At 74.1% G+C, this 15,817-nt stretch carries 18 protein-coding genes and 1 pseudogene; 11 read left to right on the forward strand and 8 right to left on the reverse strand.

Going from position 1 to position 15,817, the window contains the following annotated elements:
• From Dsi01nite_RS44625 to Dsi01nite_RS44635, 3 genes and pseudogenes are all read right to left on the reverse strand, one after another.
• A pseudogene (locus Dsi01nite_RS44625) lies at window positions 1-330 on the reverse strand (hypothetical protein); the annotation flags it as partial.
• A 733-nt stretch (window positions 331-1,063) separates the two neighbouring features.
• On the reverse strand, window positions 1,064-1,597 hold the full coding sequence (locus Dsi01nite_RS44630; RefSeq protein ID WP_203852523.1) for an SAV_6107 family HEPN domain-containing protein: 534 nt from the start codon (window positions 1,595-1,597) through the stop codon (window positions 1,064-1,066).
• Window positions 1,598-2,023: 426 nt separating this feature from the next.
• Complete coding sequence (locus Dsi01nite_RS44635; protein WP_203852524.1) at window positions 2,024-2,608, reverse strand: helix-turn-helix domain-containing protein; 585 nt, start codon at window positions 2,606-2,608, stop codon at window positions 2,024-2,026.
• Window positions 2,609-2,656: 48 nt separating this feature from the next.
• Here Dsi01nite_RS44635 and Dsi01nite_RS44640 point away from each other — a divergent pair, with 48 nt between their 5' ends.
• Genes Dsi01nite_RS44640 through Dsi01nite_RS44675 form a run of 8 tightly spaced genes read left to right on the forward strand, consistent with a single transcriptional unit; the run spans window position 2,657 to window position 9,545 of the window.
• Entirely contained in the window at window positions 2,657-3,508 is an 852-nt protein-coding gene (locus Dsi01nite_RS44640; RefSeq protein WP_203852525.1) for a class I SAM-dependent methyltransferase, read from the forward strand.
• A gap of 41 nt (window positions 3,509-3,549) precedes the next feature.
• Entirely contained in the window at window positions 3,550-4,494 is a 945-nt protein-coding gene (locus Dsi01nite_RS44645; protein WP_203852526.1) for an EamA family transporter, read from the forward strand.
• Between the two features lie 10 nt (window positions 4,495-4,504).
• Complete coding sequence (locus Dsi01nite_RS44650) at window positions 4,505-4,999, forward strand: YbaK/EbsC family protein (protein WP_203852527.1); 495 nt, start codon at window positions 4,505-4,507, stop codon at window positions 4,997-4,999.
• On the forward strand, window positions 4,996-5,775 hold the full coding sequence (locus Dsi01nite_RS44655; RefSeq protein WP_203852528.1) for a monooxygenase: 780 nt from the start codon (window positions 4,996-4,998) through the stop codon (window positions 5,773-5,775). The genes Dsi01nite_RS44650 and Dsi01nite_RS44655 overlap by 4 nt, the downstream gene beginning before the upstream one ends.
• Window positions 5,772-6,308 carry a GNAT family N-acetyltransferase gene (locus Dsi01nite_RS44660; protein WP_203852529.1) on the forward strand — a complete coding sequence of 179 codons (537 nt, stop codon included), beginning with the start codon at window positions 5,772-5,774 and terminating at the stop codon, window positions 6,306-6,308. Before Dsi01nite_RS44655 ends, Dsi01nite_RS44660 begins: the two co-directional genes overlap by 4 nt.
• Window positions 6,305-7,039, forward strand: coding sequence for a carotenoid biosynthesis protein (locus tag Dsi01nite_RS44665; protein WP_203852530.1), 735 nt, complete (start codon window positions 6,305-6,307; stop codon window positions 7,037-7,039). The genes Dsi01nite_RS44660 and Dsi01nite_RS44665 overlap by 4 nt, the downstream gene beginning before the upstream one ends.
• A complete protein-coding gene (locus Dsi01nite_RS44670; RefSeq protein WP_203852531.1) occupies window positions 7,021-8,097 on the forward strand; it encodes a glycosyltransferase family 2 protein in 1,077 nt (358 codons plus the stop codon). Before Dsi01nite_RS44665 ends, Dsi01nite_RS44670 begins: the two co-directional genes overlap by 19 nt.
• Complete coding sequence (locus Dsi01nite_RS44675; RefSeq protein ID WP_203852532.1) at window positions 8,085-9,545, forward strand: phytoene desaturase family protein; 1,461 nt, start codon at window positions 8,085-8,087, stop codon at window positions 9,543-9,545. The genes Dsi01nite_RS44670 and Dsi01nite_RS44675 overlap by 13 nt, the downstream gene beginning before the upstream one ends.
• 186 nt (window positions 9,546-9,731) lie before the next feature.
• Here the strand turns inward: Dsi01nite_RS44675 and Dsi01nite_RS44680 are convergent, their stop codons facing one another.
• A complete protein-coding gene (locus Dsi01nite_RS44680; RefSeq protein ID WP_203852533.1) occupies window positions 9,732-10,421 on the reverse strand; it encodes a CDP-alcohol phosphatidyltransferase family protein in 690 nt (229 codons plus the stop codon).
• Window positions 10,402-11,319, reverse strand: coding sequence for a methylenetetrahydrofolate reductase [NAD(P)H] (gene metF, locus Dsi01nite_RS44685; protein WP_203852534.1), 918 nt, complete (start codon window positions 11,317-11,319; stop codon window positions 10,402-10,404). The genes Dsi01nite_RS44680 and metF overlap by 20 nt, the downstream gene beginning before the upstream one ends.
• Before the next feature lie 185 nt (window positions 11,320-11,504).
• Here metF and Dsi01nite_RS44690 point away from each other — a divergent pair, with 185 nt between their 5' ends.
• Window positions 11,505-12,947: a helix-turn-helix transcriptional regulator gene (locus Dsi01nite_RS44690; protein WP_203852535.1), complete on the forward strand. Its 1,443-nt coding sequence runs from the start codon at window positions 11,505-11,507 to the stop codon at window positions 12,945-12,947.
• 180 nt (window positions 12,948-13,127) lie between these two features.
• The gene (locus tag Dsi01nite_RS44695) at window positions 13,128-14,195 is read left to right on the forward strand and encodes a polyprenyl synthetase family protein (protein WP_239136646.1); all 1,068 of its coding nucleotides are present in this window, start codon (window positions 13,128-13,130) and stop codon (window positions 14,193-14,195) included.
• On the opposite strand, the gene Dsi01nite_RS44700 is transcribed toward Dsi01nite_RS44695, so the two are convergent.
• From Dsi01nite_RS44700 to Dsi01nite_RS44710, 3 genes are read right to left on the reverse strand one after another with little or no spacing between them, the layout of a single operon-like run.
• The gene (locus Dsi01nite_RS44700; protein WP_203852537.1) at window positions 14,131-14,466 is read right to left on the reverse strand and encodes a lycopene cyclase domain-containing protein; all 336 of its coding nucleotides are present in this window, start codon (window positions 14,464-14,466) and stop codon (window positions 14,131-14,133) included. The genes Dsi01nite_RS44695 and Dsi01nite_RS44700 overlap by 65 nt on opposite strands.
• Entirely contained in the window at window positions 14,463-14,813 is a 351-nt protein-coding gene (locus Dsi01nite_RS44705; RefSeq protein WP_239136648.1) for a lycopene cyclase domain-containing protein, read from the reverse strand. The genes Dsi01nite_RS44700 and Dsi01nite_RS44705 overlap by 4 nt, the downstream gene beginning before the upstream one ends.
• Before the next feature lie 3 nt (window positions 14,814-14,816).
• Window positions 14,817-15,164 (reverse strand): Rv2175c family DNA-binding protein, encoded by a 348-nt coding sequence (locus Dsi01nite_RS44710; protein WP_345004658.1) that lies wholly within the window; start codon window positions 15,162-15,164, stop codon window positions 14,817-14,819.
• A 51-nt stretch (window positions 15,165-15,215) separates the two neighbouring features.
• Here Dsi01nite_RS44710 and Dsi01nite_RS44715 point away from each other — a divergent pair, with 51 nt between their 5' ends.
• A complete protein-coding gene (locus Dsi01nite_RS44715) occupies window positions 15,216-15,809 on the forward strand; it encodes a hypothetical protein (protein ID WP_203852538.1) in 594 nt (197 codons plus the stop codon).
• Window positions 15,810-15,817 lie beyond the last annotated feature (8 nt).

A 15,817-nucleotide genomic window follows, 5' to 3' on the forward strand; every position in this document is an offset into this window, starting at 1 on the left:
TGGGGCGAGAGCTGGGGCGAGAGCTGGGGCGAGAGCTGGGGCGAGAGCTGGGGCGAGAGCTGGGGCGAGAGCTGGGGCGAGAGCTGGAATCGTGGCCAGGGCTGGAATCGGGGCGGGAGTGAGCAGGCGCAACGGGGCCGGGCCGGCGGGCGGATCCTGGGGTGGCACGCTGCCGGTGGACGGCACGGGCCGCAGCTGGTGAGGGGTCTCGGGGGCGATCGGGACGGGACTCGCCGGGGGTTGGGCAGGGTCGTTCATGCCGTCGGCTCCGACCACAGCGTCGTCGTCGACGTGTGTGTCGTAGGACTCGGCGGCCGCCGAAGCCGACATGCCAGCCACGGCACCTGCTCCCCCACTGTCTGTACTGTTCTCCCGCCGCACTCCGAGATCCCGCTGCGACGGCCTTACGCGACGCTGTCCTGCTGTGACGCGGACCGCTGCCCGCCCCTGTCAAACTCGCCGCCCCATCCACCGGTCAATCCCACCGAGCGCCCCGCCGAGCAGTCCCGCCGGACTTCCCACCGCCCAATCCCGCCGGGCGTCCCGTCGAACATTCCCGCCGAAGTCCCCCGTCGGGCGTCCCGCTGAGCAGTTCCGCCGGACGTCCACCGCCCAATCCGTCCCCACCGAGCGTCCCCGGCGAACAGGACCGCCAGGGCAGTTCCGCCGGGCTGTCCCACCGCCCAATCCCGCCCGGCGTCCTCACCGAAGGAATCCCTACCGGCCAGGTCCTGCCCGGTCGGATGCGGCACTCAGGTGGCGGACGGCGACGCGGTATGGCCCAAGTGGCTGACGCCGCAGATGGCGGCCGGTCCAGACGCTCGGCACCACCACCCGGCAGGGCCTGCGATGCCCACCCGGCCCGGCCACCGTCTGCGGCGTCAGCCCCCGGACCCGCACCGACCTGCGAACCCGGCCGGTCCGACGCGAGGGGACGAAGCCCGGACGGCGCCAGCTCCGCGACCGGAGCACCGCACCAGCGGCTCCGGCGAGGAGGTGCCACCGGCGAGAGCGTCGCCGCGGAGCCTGGACAGGTCGGCCGGGCTCCGGCACCGACCGCGGGTCAGCTGGCCAGACCCTCGAGCCTGGGCTGATAGGAGAAGCCGAGGCCGACCTCGACGACGGCGATGAACTGCTCCGCGGAGCGCATGAGGTCGTCGGCCTCCCGGGCGGTGACCACCCGCGGGATGCCCGCCTCGGCGGCGGAGCGCTTGCTGGCGCCGGCGGCGAAATAGGCCGCCCACTCGGTCAGCTCGGGCGCGACGAGCACCAGCAGCGACCAGACGCTGGTCACCCGGCTGCGGCGGCCCGGCGCGGCGGGCACTGCCCTGGCAGCGAGGACAGCGGCGGCGGCGCGCAGCGCGGCGAGGTGGGCGGTGGCGTAGCGCATCCCGTCGGTGCGGATCTCCGCCGCCTCTTCGAGGCCGCGACGGGCAAGGGTCAGCAGCTCCCGCGGGGTGCGGTGGGGAAGCGCATGCGCGGGAACCGGAAGCTGTTGCCGGGACGCACCGCCGGCCGGGCCGGCGACCGCAGGGGTGGCCGGGGCGGTCGGGAATCGACTGACGTTGGACGAGTGGGTCGAACGGTTCGTCGGCATCGGTGTCTCCCTCTGTGGTGCGTCGGCGGGACCCGCCATGGGTGCCCGTGGTGCGTGCGGGCCGCCGCTGGGGGAGTAGCGGTGACACGCGCGGGTCGATCGGTGCTCGGACAGCGGGGTCGAACTGCGACTCCGCCGGCCGGGCGTGGAGCTTCCCCACACCACCCCCGGCCGGCGGGCCGGCTGGGTCGCTGCCCGCCGCCCGGGGGTCGTGGGCGGCGGGCAACGACCCCACCTGAGGCCAGACCCGCGAAAATCCGGCCTCCGCGGTGTCGCGGACCGCGCTCGGGAAGAACGCCGCGAATCGTCTTCCCGAAGCAGTTCGAACACTCGTTCGACTGGGATAAGACTACACCCGGGGGGCGGGAAAGTCGCGACGGCGCGGGAGATTTTTCGAACATTCGTTCGCACGCGCCGCGGGCCCGGTCATCCGGCCGCGCCGACGCCGCCCGACGGGTGCAGATGGGTGCGCTCGCCGTCGTGGTCGAAGACGCAGAGGATCTCCGCGGGGCCGCCGTGCGCACCGAAGGCGTGCGGGGTCATGGTCGAGAACTCCGCCGCCTGACCCGTCTCCACCAGGATGGTCCGCTCCCCCAGCCGCAGCTCGATGGTCCCGGACAGCACCGTGAACCAGTCCTTGCCCGGATGCACCCGCAACTCACTGGGGACCGCCCGGCTGACCCGCATCTTGGCCACGGAGACACCGTGCGGCCCCGACTCCCGGGTCAGCATCCACGTGGTCATCCCGTGCGCCACGTCGCGGCGCGGCCGGATCACCACGTCCTCGTCGTCCATGGACTCCACCAGCTGGTCCAGCGTGGTCCCCAGCGCGCGGGCGATCGGGGCCAGCTGATCCAGGGCGATCCGCCGGTGGCCGGTCTCGATCCTGCTCAGCGTGGAGGGGCTCAGATAACACCGGGAGGCGAGGTCGTCCAGCGACCAGCCCTTGGCGATCCGCAGCCCGCGGATCCGCTTTCGAACCAGCCCGTCGAGCTCACCGTCTTGCGTCATACGCAAGATGCTATGCCACTGACGCAACTCGTGGCTATGGTCAACGGCATGGCACACCACCACGAAGGCCACGCCCACCAGAAAAGCCACAACCACGGAAGCCACAACCACAACCACGGGAGCCACGAGGCCCTCGCCGACATCCTCGACCTCGACGCCGAGGTACTGCACGAGCACCTCACCGAGGTCATGGCCTGGGTCCACGAGCGCACCGGCACCGCGGCGACAGTGCTCGACCTCGGTGCCGGCACCGGCGCCGGCACGCTCGCGCTGGCCCGCCGCTTCCCCGGCGCGCGGATCACCGCGGTCGACATGTCCCCGCAGATGCTGGACCACCTGCGGCACAAGGCGCACGCCGCGGGACTGGCCGACCGGATCCGCACGGTCGAGGCGGACCTCGACACCGCCTGGCCGGACGGCGTCGAGCAGCAGGCCGACCTGGTGTGGGCGGCCAACTCCCTGCACCACCTCGCCGACCCCGTCGGCACGCTGCGCACGATCCGCGCCGCGATCCGCCCCGGCGGGCACCTCGTCGCCCTCGAGATGGACGCGTTCCCGCGGTTCCTGCCGGACGACGCGCTCGAGGCCCGCTGCCACGCCGCGGTGGCCGAGGCACGGGCCACCGACATGCCGCACCTCGGGGCGGACTGGGCGCCGCTGCTGCGCGCGGCCGGCTTCACCGTCAAGGCCCAGCACCGCTTCGAGATCGACCTGCGACCCCCACTGCCGGAGGCCACCGGCCGCTACGCCCAGACGTCCCTGCGCCGCCTGCACCAAGGCCTCGAGGGCCGGCTGAGCCCGGAGGACCTGGCTGCACTGGAGGCGCTGGCGGAAGCCGTACCCCAGCATCCGGACCTCACCGTCCAAGCTCGACGGACCGCCTGGATCGCCGAACCGTAAGGGGTGAAGCATCGACCACTCCTGACCTGTACCCTCTGCGGGTGACCCACCAGCCCCGCCCCGCCACCGGTGTCGCGATGGTCCTCGCCGGCAGCTGCCTGTTCGCCGTCAACGGCACCGTGTCCAAGCTCGCCGCCGAGACCGGGATCGACGCGCCGCAGCTCACCACGCTGCGGGCGGGCGGGGCCGCGCTGGGGCTGTTCGCGCTCGCCCTCGCGTTCCGGCCGTCCCGGCTGCGGATCACCCGGCGGGAGGTGCCGATGCTCGTCGCGTACGGCCTCGCCGGCTTCTTCTTCGTCCCCATGCTCTACTTCGTCGGCATCGGCAGGCTGCCGGTCGGCATCAGCCTGCTGTTCGAGTACACCGCGCCGGTCCTGGTCGCGCTGTGGGCACGGTTCGTGCAGGGCCACGCGGTGCGGCCGAGGCTGTGGGTGGGCCTCGCCGCCAGCCTCGCCGGGCTCGCCTGCGTCGCGGAGATCTGGGGCGAGCTGCGCCTCGACGCGGTCGGGGTGAGCGCCGCGCTCGGCGCCGCCGTGCTGCTCGCCGTCTACTACCTGCTCAGCGCCCGGGGCGTGGCCAGCCGCGACACGCTGTCGCTGACCGCGTACGCGTTCGGGGTGTCCGCCCTCGCCGGCTCGGTCGTGCGGCCGTGGTGGGAGTTCGACTTCGCCCGGACCACGGTCACCACCCACGGCGTCCCGGTCTGGCTCCTGCTCCTGTACGTCGTGATCGGCGGCTCGATCGCCCCGTACCTGCTGCTCGCCGGCGCGATGCGACACCTGCCGCCGACCAGCGTCGGCATCATCGGCATGTCGGAGCCGGTGATCGCGACCGCCGTGGCCTGGCTGGTCCTGCACGAGCACCTGAACGTCGCACAGATCTGCGGGGGCGCCCTGATCCTGGCCGGCGTCGCGTTGGCCGAGACCGCCCGGGTACAGGCGGCCCCCGCCGAACGCCATCCCGAAATTGTCGGTGCTCCGAACTAGAGTCGACGGCATGCAGGTACATCCCAACGTGCAGGCAATCCAGGACGCCCTCGACGCCGCCGGGGCACGCGACGCCGCCGGCACCCCGTGCCAGGTCAGGGTGCTCACCGAGCCGGTCCCCACCGCCGCGACGGCGGCGGCCGCGGTCGGGGTCGAGGTCGGCCAGATCGCCAACTCGTTGATCTTCGACGCCAACGGCGACCCGTTACTGGTCCTCACGTCCGGCGCGCACCGCGTCGACACCGGGAAGGTCGCCGCGCTGCTCGGCATCGCCAAGAGCAGGGTCCGGCGGGCCAGCGCCGAGTTCGTCCTGGAGCACACCGGCCAGGTGGTCGGCGGGGTGTCGCCACTGGGTCACCCGAAGCCGGTGCGCACCTTTGTCGACGTCGATCTGGAGGTGTACGGCGAAATCTGGGCCGCCGGTGGCATCTCCCAGGCTGTCTTCCCGATCACGTACGAGGAGTTGGTGCGCATCACCGCCGGCACCCCCGCCGAGGTCGCGTGACGGTCCGGCTCCACGTCTGGCGCGTCCGCAGGGCCGCGGTGCCGCTCGCGTTCTGGGGGATGGCCGTCGACCGGCGGAGGCTGCGCCGCCAGGCCGGCTTCGTGAAGCTGCTCGGCACCGGCCGGGGCAGCGACTTCGGCGCGGGCAAGGCGGACCTGACCCGCTGGGCGGCGATCATCGTCGGCGACGCCGTTGTCGTGCCACCGATGCGGGGAGCCGTCGCGAGCTGCGTCGTCACGCTGGAGCCGATCGCCAGCCGCGGCACGTGGGCCGGGCACGCACCGTTCACCCCCGACGACACGAGCACCCCTGTCGCCCACAGGAGCCCGGCCGACGGCAAGAGCGCCCCCGCCGACGGCACGAGCAGTCCGGCCGACGGCGGGAGTGACCCGGCTGCCCACGAACGTGATCCGGCCGGCCGCAAGAGCCGCAAGGCCGACGGCATGATCGCGGTGCTGACCCGGGCCAGGTTGAAGGCCCACAAGGCACCCGCGTTCTGGCGGGCCATCGACCCCGTGTCCAGGGTGCTCCCCGGCGCCGAGGGCATGATCTGCGCGTTCGGTGTCGGGGAGGCACCCGTAGGATTCCAGGGCACGGTCAGCCTCTGGCGCAGTGCGGCGGATGTCGTGCGTTTCGCGTACCGTCAGCCCGAGCATGCCGCCGTCGTGGACCGCACGGCCCGGGAAGGCTGGTATGCGGAGGAGTTGTTCGCCCGGTTCCGCGTGCTGGACATCACCGGCGACTGGGAGGTGATCGGTTGGAGGGACAGCCCGTGAGGCTCGTGCGGTGGCGCGGGGACGACCTCCTCGCGCGACTCGACGACGTCATCGCCGTCTACGGGGAAGCGATGGGCTACTCGGTCCAGCTCCTGCAGACCCGCCGCGGCTACGTGGCCGGCCACACCCGGCGCGAGTCGTTCCAGGCGGTCGCGACCCTGGACGACGAGGACAACCTGCTCGGCTTCGGCTACGGCTACCGGGGCACGTCCGGGCAGTGGTGGCACGACCAGGTGCGCAACGCGCTGCGCCGGGAGCACCGCAAGTTCTGGCTCGGCAACTGCTTCGAGCTCGTCGAGTTGCACGTCCGGCCGCACGCGCAGGGGCACGGCATCGGCGCCCGGCAGCTGCACGACCTGCTCAGCAACGCGCCCCAGCAGACCGCGCTGCTGTCCACGCCCGAGGCGCCGGAGGCGACGTCGCGGGCCTGGCGGCTCTACCGGCGGTTCGGCTTCGTCGACGTCCTGCGGCACTTCAACTTCCCGGGCGACGACCGCCCGTTCGCGGTCCTCGGCCGGCAACTGCCGCTGTGAGAGCCCTCTGGGCCGTGCTCGCAGCGCTGGTCCTCGTCGAGATCGCGTACCCGCTCGTGCACGGCGGCACCCGCGCCGCGCTGACCGTCGCCACGGTCGTGGTCGGCTACCTGCTGTCCGTGGGGCATGCCTGGTTGTCCCGCGGCCCGCGCACCGCGGCCGTGCTCATCCTGGTCACGACCGGCGGCGGCTTCGCCGTCGAGGCGGCCGGCCGCGCGACCGGCTACCCGTTCGGCGACTACGACTACACCGGTTCGCTCGGGCCGCGGCTGCTGGGCGTGCCGCTGGTGATCCCCCTGGCCTGGACGTGGATGGCGTGGCCGGCGTGGGTCGCCGCGGCCCGCCTCACCACCCGGCCGTGGCTGCGGACCGGTGTCGCCGGGCTGGGCCTGGCCGCCTGGGACCTCTTCCTCGACCCGCAGATGGTCGGCGAGGGCCACTGGCACTGGGACAGTCCCGGCGCCGCGCTCCCCGGCGTCCCCGACATTCCGATCACCAACTATCTCGGTTGGCTGGTGGTGGCGTGGGTACTGGCGGCAGCGCTCACGGCCACCACCGGGAACGGCACCGACGACCGGCCGATGTACGCGCTGTACCTGTGGACGTACGGCTCCAGTGTCCTCGCGCACGCGGTGTTCCTCGGCCTGCCCGCGTCGGCCGCGTGGGGCGCCGCCGGGATGGGCCTGGTCGCGGTCCCGCTGGCGGTGACGCTGTGGCGCTCGCGATCCTGACCCTCGCGGTGCTCGCGCTGACCGTGCACACGCTGGTCAATGCCCGCCTGCTGCGAAGGCCGGGCGCCGGGACGCGGCGGCACCGGGTGGCGGTGCTGCTGCCGCTGCGGGACGAGGCACACCGGGTCGAGCCGTGTCTGCGCGCGCTGCTCGCCCTGCGCGGCGAGCCCCGGCTGCTGATCCTCGACGACGGGTCCACCGACGGCACCGCCGACCTCGTCCGGTCCGTCCTCGCCCCGGCCGGCGACCGGGTCACGCTGCTGACCGGCCGCCCGCTGCCACCCGGCTGGCTCGGCAAACCCCACGCCTGCCACCAACTCGCCGAGGCCGAGGCCGGAGCTGACGTCCTCGTGTTCATCGACGCGGATGTGGTGCTGCGGGAGGACGCCCTCGACGCCGCCACCGCGGTGCTCGACGACGCGGAGGCCGACCTGCTCAGCCCGTACCCCCGCATCACCGCGGGCAGCCTGGGCGAACGGCTGGTCCAGCCCCTGCTGCAGTGGTCGTGGCTGACGTTCCTGCCGCTGCGGGCGATGGAACGCTCACCCCGCCCGTCGCTCGCCGCGGCCGGCGGGCAGTTCCTGCTGGTCCGGCGGGCCGCCTACGACCGGGCCGGCGGGCACGCCGCGGTCCGGGACAGGATCCTGGAGGACATCGAGCTGGCCCGTGCGGTGAAACGCACCGGCGGCCGGATCGCGCTCGCGGACGGTTCGGACCTCGCGACCTGCCGCATGTACACGTCCTGGCATGACCTGAAAGACGGCTACAGCAAGTCGTTGTGGGCGTCGTTCGGCTCGCCGGTGGGCGCGGCGGCGGTCGTGGCGCTGCTGCTCGCCCTGTATGTGGTGCTGCCGCTGACCGGCACCTGGTGGGGCCTGGCCGGCTACCTGCTGGGTGTGGCCGGCCGGGTCGCCAGCGCCCGCACGACCGGCGGCCGGGCCTGGCCCGACGCGCTCGCCCACCCCGTCTCCGTGCTGCTGTTCGCCTGGCTGGTCGCCCGGTCGTTCCGGCGGCGCGGCCGGGTCACCTGGAAGGGACGCCCCACATGGCGACCGTGACCGTCATCGGCGCCGGCGTCGGCGGCCTCGCCACGGCGGCCCGGCTCGCCGCCGCCGGCCACCGCGTCACCGTGTTCGAGCAGGCGGCCGCGGCGGGCGGCAAGCTCGGCCGGCACGAGCGGGTCACCACCGCCGGCACGTTCCGGTTCGACACCGGGCCCAGCCTGTTCACGCTGCCGCAGGTGGCCGCGGAGCTGTTCGCGCACACCGGCGGCCCCGCCCCCGAGCTGGATCTGGTCGCGTTGGATCCGCTGGTACGGCACTGCTTCCCCGACGGCACGACCCTGGACTCGTGTGCCGGGGCCGGCTTCGCCGACCGGATCGCGGCGGCGTTCGGCCCGGCGGCGGCCGAGGACTGGCGGCGGCTGTGGCGGCGCGCCGGCCGCGTCTGGGAGACCTCGTGGCGGCACGTCCTCACCGCCCCGGTGGACGGCCCGCTGCAGCTGGCCGGCCTGGCGTGGCGGCTGCGCGACCTGGCCGCGATCGCGCCCGGCCGGACGCTGCGCGGCCTGGGCCGCCGGCACCTGCGGGACCCCCGGCTGCGGATGCTCCTGGACCGTTACGCCACCTACACGGGCGCCGACCCGCGCCGGGCTCCGGCCGCGCTGCTCGCGATCCCCTACGCGGAGCTGGAGTTCGGCGGCTGGTACCTGCGCGGCGGCCTCGGCACCCTCGCCGACGCCCTCCTCAGCCGCTGCGCCGCGCTCGGCGTCACCGTCCACCTCGGCACAGCGGTCGGGTCCGTCCTCGTGGAGGGCTCCCGGGCCGCCGGGGTCGTCCTCGCCGACGGCACCGTGGTCCGGAGCGACCTGGTCGTCGCCAACGCCGACGCGCTGCACGTGTACCGCGACCTGCTGCCGGCACCACGCCGGGCGGCCGCCCTGGAGCAGCGCAGCCTCGGCGGGTTCGTCCTGCTGCTCGGGGTCCGCGGCGCGACCCCGAGGCTGGCGCACCACACGGTGTTCTTCCCACGGGACTACGACGCAGAGTTCGACGCGATCTTCGGCGCCCCGGCCCGCCCGCCGGACGACCCCGCGGTGTTCGTCACGTCGGCCGGCGACCCCAGCGCCCGCCCGGACGGCCACGAGGCATGGTTCGTCCTGGTCAACGCGCCGCCGCAGGGAGCCTTCGACTGGCGCGCGCCCGGCGTCGCCGAGGGCTACGCGGACCGGGTCCTCGCCGTGCTCGCCGACCGGGGGGTCGACGTGCGGGACCGGCTGCTGTTCCGCGACGTGCTGACCCCCGCGGACCTGGAGACGGCGACCCGCTCCCCCGGCGGCGCGATCTACGGCACCGCCAGCCACGGCCTCACCGGCCTGCTCCGGCCCCCGACCCGGGGCGCGGTCCGGGACCTGTTCCTGGTCGGCGGGTCCGTGCACCCCGGCGGTGGCCTGCCCCTGGTGATGCTGTCCGCGAAGATCGTCGCCGATCGGATCGGCCCTGCGTAAGACCTCTGAACCCGTCCGCTGAGAGCAGCAGGATCGGCGCCGACACCACTCAGATCGGACCGGTCGACGGCGGCTGACCGCTTTCAAGCAACCGTACACCAGCCCAAAAAACCGGACTCCGGAGCGTTACCAGCCATCACCTTTCGTAGTCTCGCGCGGGTCGCAGCACCCAGATCCTGCCCTGTTTCACGTTAATGCACGGCGAACGACGATCACCAACTGGACGAAGCCGACGGTGGTCAGAGCCGCCATAACCACGAGTACGGCAAGGACTGTCACGTCCTGCCAGCCGCCCGCAACCGTGGCGCCCGCGACCGCGAGGAGCCCGAAGATCGTGACCAGCACCCGGGTGGGGCGCTCCGCGACCGTGACCGTGCCGATGTCGGACATGCCGGCGACGGTGGCTCTGGCCCGCACGTACTCGTGCAGCCACATCACGCCGCAGCACGCCGCGGCGAGCCAGGCCGGCCCGCCGAGGACGACCAGAGCCGCGAGCCAGGACGCCTCGGCGACGCGGTCGGCGGCGGAGTCGTAGACCTGGCCGAGGCGGCTCGCCCGGCCGGTGATCACCGCCAGGACGCCGTCGACGGTGTCCGCGACCGCCGACAGCAACACCAGCACCGCACCCGCGAGGGCCCAGCCGCGCCCGGCGACGACGGCGAAGGGCACGGCCACGGACAGCAGCAGCCCCAGGACGGTGACGGTGTTCGGACTGCGGACACCGATGCGTGCGAGGGCGGCGCCCAGCGCGTACGACCCGCGCAGCCAACCCCGCACGAGCGGCGGCGCGGACCTCGGGTCGTAGCCGCCGTGCGCCGCCGCCCACCGCTCGGCATAGGCGTCCCAGTCGCGGACGTCAGACGCGGGCGGCGACACCGAGCTGCTGCCAGACCTCTCGCGTGGCCGTCGACCGGTTGAGCGTGATGAAGTGGATCCCTGGAATGCCCTCGCCGAGGAGCCGTTCGCACATCTCGCTGGCCAGGTCGATGCCGAGGCTCCGGACGGCTTGGGGGTCGTCGGCGACGGCCTCGAACCGCGCGGCGAGCGCCGGCGGGAACGGCGCACCCGACAGCTGCTGGGACCGGGCAATGGTGCCGATCGCCGTGACGGGCATGACCCCGGCGACGATCGGGGTGGCGCAGCCGGCCGCCGCGACCCGGTCGCGCAGCCGCAGGTAGTCGTCGGCGTCGAAGAACATCTGGGTGATCGCGAAGTCGGCGCCGGCCCGGCATTTACGGACGAAGTTGGCGGTGTCGGACTCGATGTCCGCCGACCTCGGATGCTTGTACGGGAACGCCGCCACCCCGATGCTGAAGTCGCCGGATTCGCGGACGAGGCTTACCAGCTCCTCCGCGTAGAGCACGCCCTCCGGGTGCCGGACCCACTCCCCCATCGGGTCGCCGGGCGGGTCGCCGCGCACCAGCAGGAAGTTGCGGATGCCGGCGCCGGCCAGCTGGCCGATGACGTTGCGCAGCTCGGCGATGGAGTGGTTGACGGCGGTCAGGTGCGCCATCGGCAGCAGCGTCGTCTCCGTCGCCACCCGCTCCGTCACGGCGACGGTCGTGTCGCGGGTGGTGCCGCCGGCACCGTACGTGATGGAGACGAACGACGGCCGCAGCGGCTCCAGCTCCCGGATCGCCTGCCACAGCTGGCGCTCGCCCTCGGGCGTCTTCGGGGGGAAGAACTCGAAGGAGAACGTCGGGGCCGCCCCGGCGATCAGGTCGCCGATCGCCGCGGGTCCACCACCCATCACAGAAGGAAGTCCAGATGCCACGTCCAGACTGTAGTGCCCCCGGCACCGCGGCCGGGAGCTCCGTCGGCACCGAATCATGTCGTACCCCTGGGGTAAAACAGACGTCGGACGGTTCGACGTCCGCGGGCAGCGCGAAGCCCGCGGCGCCGGGCGTCCGGCTGGACCGCGAGCGGACGGGGGTCGCTGGTGCCAGGAGGTCGTGACCGATGTCTCAAAGGATCGCCCCGCCCGCTGGCCCGGGCGAGTCGCTCGGCGCGCTGCTGACCCAGCTGCGCCAGGCGCAGGGCAAGTCACAGGTGCGGCTGGCCGGGCTGCTGTGCGCCGTGTCGGGCCTGCCGACGCTCACCCGCCACGAGATCTCCAGGTGGGAGCGGGAGGAACGGGTCCCGAGCCAGGCCTGGCTGGGCTGGCTCGCGCTCGTGCTCGACACCCCCGTCGACGACCTGGAGCGCGCCGCGGCGCGGACCCGCCGGCGGAGGGAGCCAACCATGACCCCGACCACCCCGACCACTCTGGCCACCAGAACCACCCTGGCCACCAGGACCACCCCGACCACCACCACCCTGGCCACCACGACCACCCCGACCATCAGGACCGCCCCGACCACCACGACCGCCCTGGCCGGGACACCGCCCGCGGGCCCGGCCGGGCGGGGCGGCGCCGGGGCGCGCGGGCCGGCCCAGGCCGGCGACGGCGAACCGGACCGGCGCGGGCGCATCGCCGAGCTGCGCCGCATGGACGACCTCCTCGCCGGCCCCGAGCTGCTCGCGCTGGTGCGCACCGAGCTGCGGGCCGCCGCGCGCGACGCCACCGCCGGCCACGGCGCCCCGGCGCAGGTCGCCGAGCTGGCCCAGCTGCACACCTGGGTGGCCACGGACGCGGGCCGGCACCCGCCCGACGGCATCCTGCGCAGCGGCGTGCGGGCGGCGCTCGCCGCCGGCGACCGGGCGCTCGCCGGGCATCTCCTCGGCTGCCACGCCCAGGCCGTCGCGGAACGCGGCGACGGCCCGGCCGCCCTGCGGGCCGCGGGTGCCGCCGAGCGGGTCGCGGCCGGCAGCGACCCGGCGACCACCACCGTGCTGTCGTTGCGGGTCGCGTTCGCGGCGGCGCAGGCCGGCGACCGGCGCACCTGCGACACGGCGCTCGCCGCGGCGGGGCACGCGCACGCGCGCGCCCGTGGCCGGCCCGGCCTCGCCCCGCCCTGGCTGTACTGGCTGGACGCCGCCCACGCGGACGCGCTCGCCGGCCTGTGCCTGGCCGCGGCGGGCCGGCCCGCGGCGGCGCTGGCCCACCTCACCGCCGCGCGGCGCTCCCCGACCGTGCGGTTGCGCGCGGCGGGCCTGGTGACGGCCGCCACCGCCCACGCCCACCTCGCCGCCGGCGACCTCGACGCGGCCTGCGACGCCGCTGCCGAGGCGTTGCTCACGTGCGTGGACTCGGGCTCGTTCCGGGTGCTGGGCCGGCTGCGACGCCTGGAGCCGGCCCTGCACGCCGCCGCCGGCCCCGGCCGGCCACCGGCCGCGCTGCGCGCCTACACCGCCCTGGCCGAGTCGGCTGCCACCTGTCTGCCGGGCGCCGCCCCGCCGCCGGTGCGCCCGGCCCCGCTCCGGAGCGGCCCGGTCCGGCTCCCGGGCACCGCGGCCAGCTGACCCGGCACCTCCCATGATCCGGAAGACCCCAGCGGCCCGGCCCGGCTCCCGGGCATCGCGGCCAGCCGACCCGGCACCTCCCATGATCCGGAAGACCTTGCGCATCCAGGGTCTTTCCGGATCATGGAAAACCGGGAGCCGGAGCGGCGGGTCCGCCGGTTTCGGACTAGCGTCTCTGCCGTGACGCACCCCTTCCTCGACCGGGCCGACCTCCGCACGCGGGTGCGGGAGGCGCTCAGTGACTTCCTCCAGCGGCGGCGGAGCCGGCTGGCCGAGATCGAGCTGGCGGCGCTCGCCCCGGTCGCCGACGCGATCGAGGCGCTCGTGCTGCAGGGCGGCAAGCGGCTCCGGCCGGCGTTCGCGTTCTGGGGGCATCGCGGGGCCGGCGGTGAGGACGACGACGCGGTGGTGGCCGCGGTCGCCGCGCTCGAGCTGGTCCAGGCGAGCGCGCTGATCCACGACGACGTGATGGACGGCTCGGAGACCCGGCGCGGCGAGCCGGCCGTGCACCGCAGGTTCGCGAAGCTGCACGCGGAGGCCGGCTGGCGCGGTGACCCGGCCGGGTTCGGCACCGCCGCGGCGATCCTGCTCGGCGACCTGTGCCTGGTGTGGTCGGACGAGATGCTGCACCAAAGCGGGCTCGACCCGCACGTCCTGGCCAGGGCCCGGCCGGTGTTCGACGACATGCGGACCGAGGTGACCATCGGGCAGTATCTCGACGTGCAGACGCAGGCGACGGGGGACACGTCGACGGCGCGGGCCAGCCTGGTGGCGCGGTTCAAGTCGGCGAAGTACACGATCGAGCGGCCGCTGCTGCTCGGCGCCGCGATCGCCGGGGCGCCGCAGACCCTGGCCAAGGCCTATGAGGGCTACGGGCTGCCGCTGGGCGAGGCGTTCCAGCTGCGCGACGACGTGCTCGGGGTGTTCGGCGACCCGGCGGTGACGGGCAAACCCGCCGGCGACGACCTGCGCGAGGGCAAGCGGACCTACCTGATCGCGGCGGCCCTGGAGGCAGAGAGCGCGAAGGCGGCCATCGACGAGCTGCTCGGCAAGCCGGACCTGGACGCGAGCGGGGTCGCCAGGTTGCGCGAGGTCATCGAGGGCAGCGGCGCCCTGGCGAGGACCGAGCGCAGGATCGAGAACCTCACCGCGGAGGCTCTGGAAGCCCTGGCGGGCGCGCAGGTCACCGCGGAGGCGCGGGAGGTTCTGACGGGTCTGGCCCAGGCCGCGACCCAGCGGACAGTCTGACCCACAGCGACAGCGTCAGCACGATCAGCGCGAAGCCGAACGCGAGGTCCTCGACCGGGGCGTACACCAGCCGCACCCCGAGAATGTCGTCGGGGTTGTAGAGGACCACGCCCCGCCCGGTGAGGATGCCGTTCGACAGCAGCTGGAAGCCGAAGATGATCGGGTAGGTGCACCAGAACACCCGCCCGAGCACGACCCGGCTCCGCAACGCGAACACGTCGATCAGGACGGCCACGACGACGCCGGTGGCCGCGGCGGCGGTGTAGGTCACGGACGCCGCCGCCGGAAGAAGCCGGCCGAGGCCATGCGCAGCAACGTCTGCCGGGTCGCCTCGAAGCCGAGGATCGCGCAGACCGGCACGACGAGGAAGAACAGCACCTCTTCCAGCGGCAGCCCACCCGGGAACACCACGCCGGTCAGCTGCGCGGGGTCAAACGTCCAGTGCCCCGCGCGGATGGCCAGGAGGTCCCAGACGACGAACACGGCGGCGACCGGGGCGATCGTCAGGACGAGCCGACGGACCTGCCGGAGCACACCGACCTTCAGCAGCGGCTCGAGCCACAGCGCGCCGAAGAGACAACCGGCGAGCACCAGCAGGTACGTCAGATGCGGCAGCATCCGTCAGAAGCCCAGCGCCTGCGCGCGGCGCTTGACCTCGGTGGCCCGGTTGCCGCGCAACGCCGCCGCCGGCGTGCCCGGCAGGGTGTCGTCGGGCGTGTACAGCCACCGCAGCGCCTCATCGTCGTTGTACCCAGCGTCGTGCAACACCGTGAGGACGCCGGGCAGGTGCTTCACCACACCGTCGTCGCTGATGAAGTCGGCCGGGACGCGCAGCACACCGTCCTTGCGGACGGCGAGGAACTTGCGCTCCCGGACGAGCTGGTGCACCCGGTTCACCGGGATGTCGAGGCGTTCAGCGACGTCCGGCATGGTCAGCCACTCGGTCGGGCCCACAGGTTGTTCGGTCACAGGAACACAGTGCCATGTCGCTGCGACGACAACTGACGGAGGGGAACGGCTGTGGGGCTCTGGCTCAAGGTCCACCGTGAGGTCACCGGTGCCTGGCGCTCCGCGTGCTACGACGTCTACCGGCAGGTGAGCCGTCGCAAGCTGGTGCAGCTGCTGACCGACGAGACGACCGAGTTCGCGGCGCGGCACCGCGCCCGGGACGTGCCCCGCCGGCCGCGGCGGGTCGCGGCGACCAGCGGCGTCGCGCTGCTCGTCGCCGGTGGGGCGGCCGGGACCTATCTCGCGGTCGCCGGCAGCCTCACCGCGATGCGGACGCCGCCGGCGCCGCCGGCGGTCGCCGCGGCGGCCGAGAAGGCGCCGGACGTGACGGACCCGGCGACGAGCGCCGCGCCGCAGGCCGAACCGACCCGCGCCCGGCCGCAGGTGCGGCGGTCCGCGCCGCCACCGGTCCTGGCGATGCCGGCCGTGCCGCCCGCCGGGGCGCCCACGACGAACCGGCCGGAGAGCACGCCGACCCCCTCGGCGAGCCCCAGCCCCAGCGTTTCGACCAGTCCGTCACCGTCCGTGTCGGCGCCGTCGCCAACCCGTACGGCCTCGAAATCCCCGAAACAGGGACAAAGCAATGTCGGTGTGGCAGGACGCTGAGGAATCGG

This window comes from Dactylosporangium siamense, assembly GCF_016862795.1.
Lineage (GTDB): Bacteria > Actinomycetota > Actinomycetes > Mycobacteriales > Micromonosporaceae > Dactylosporangium > Dactylosporangium siamense.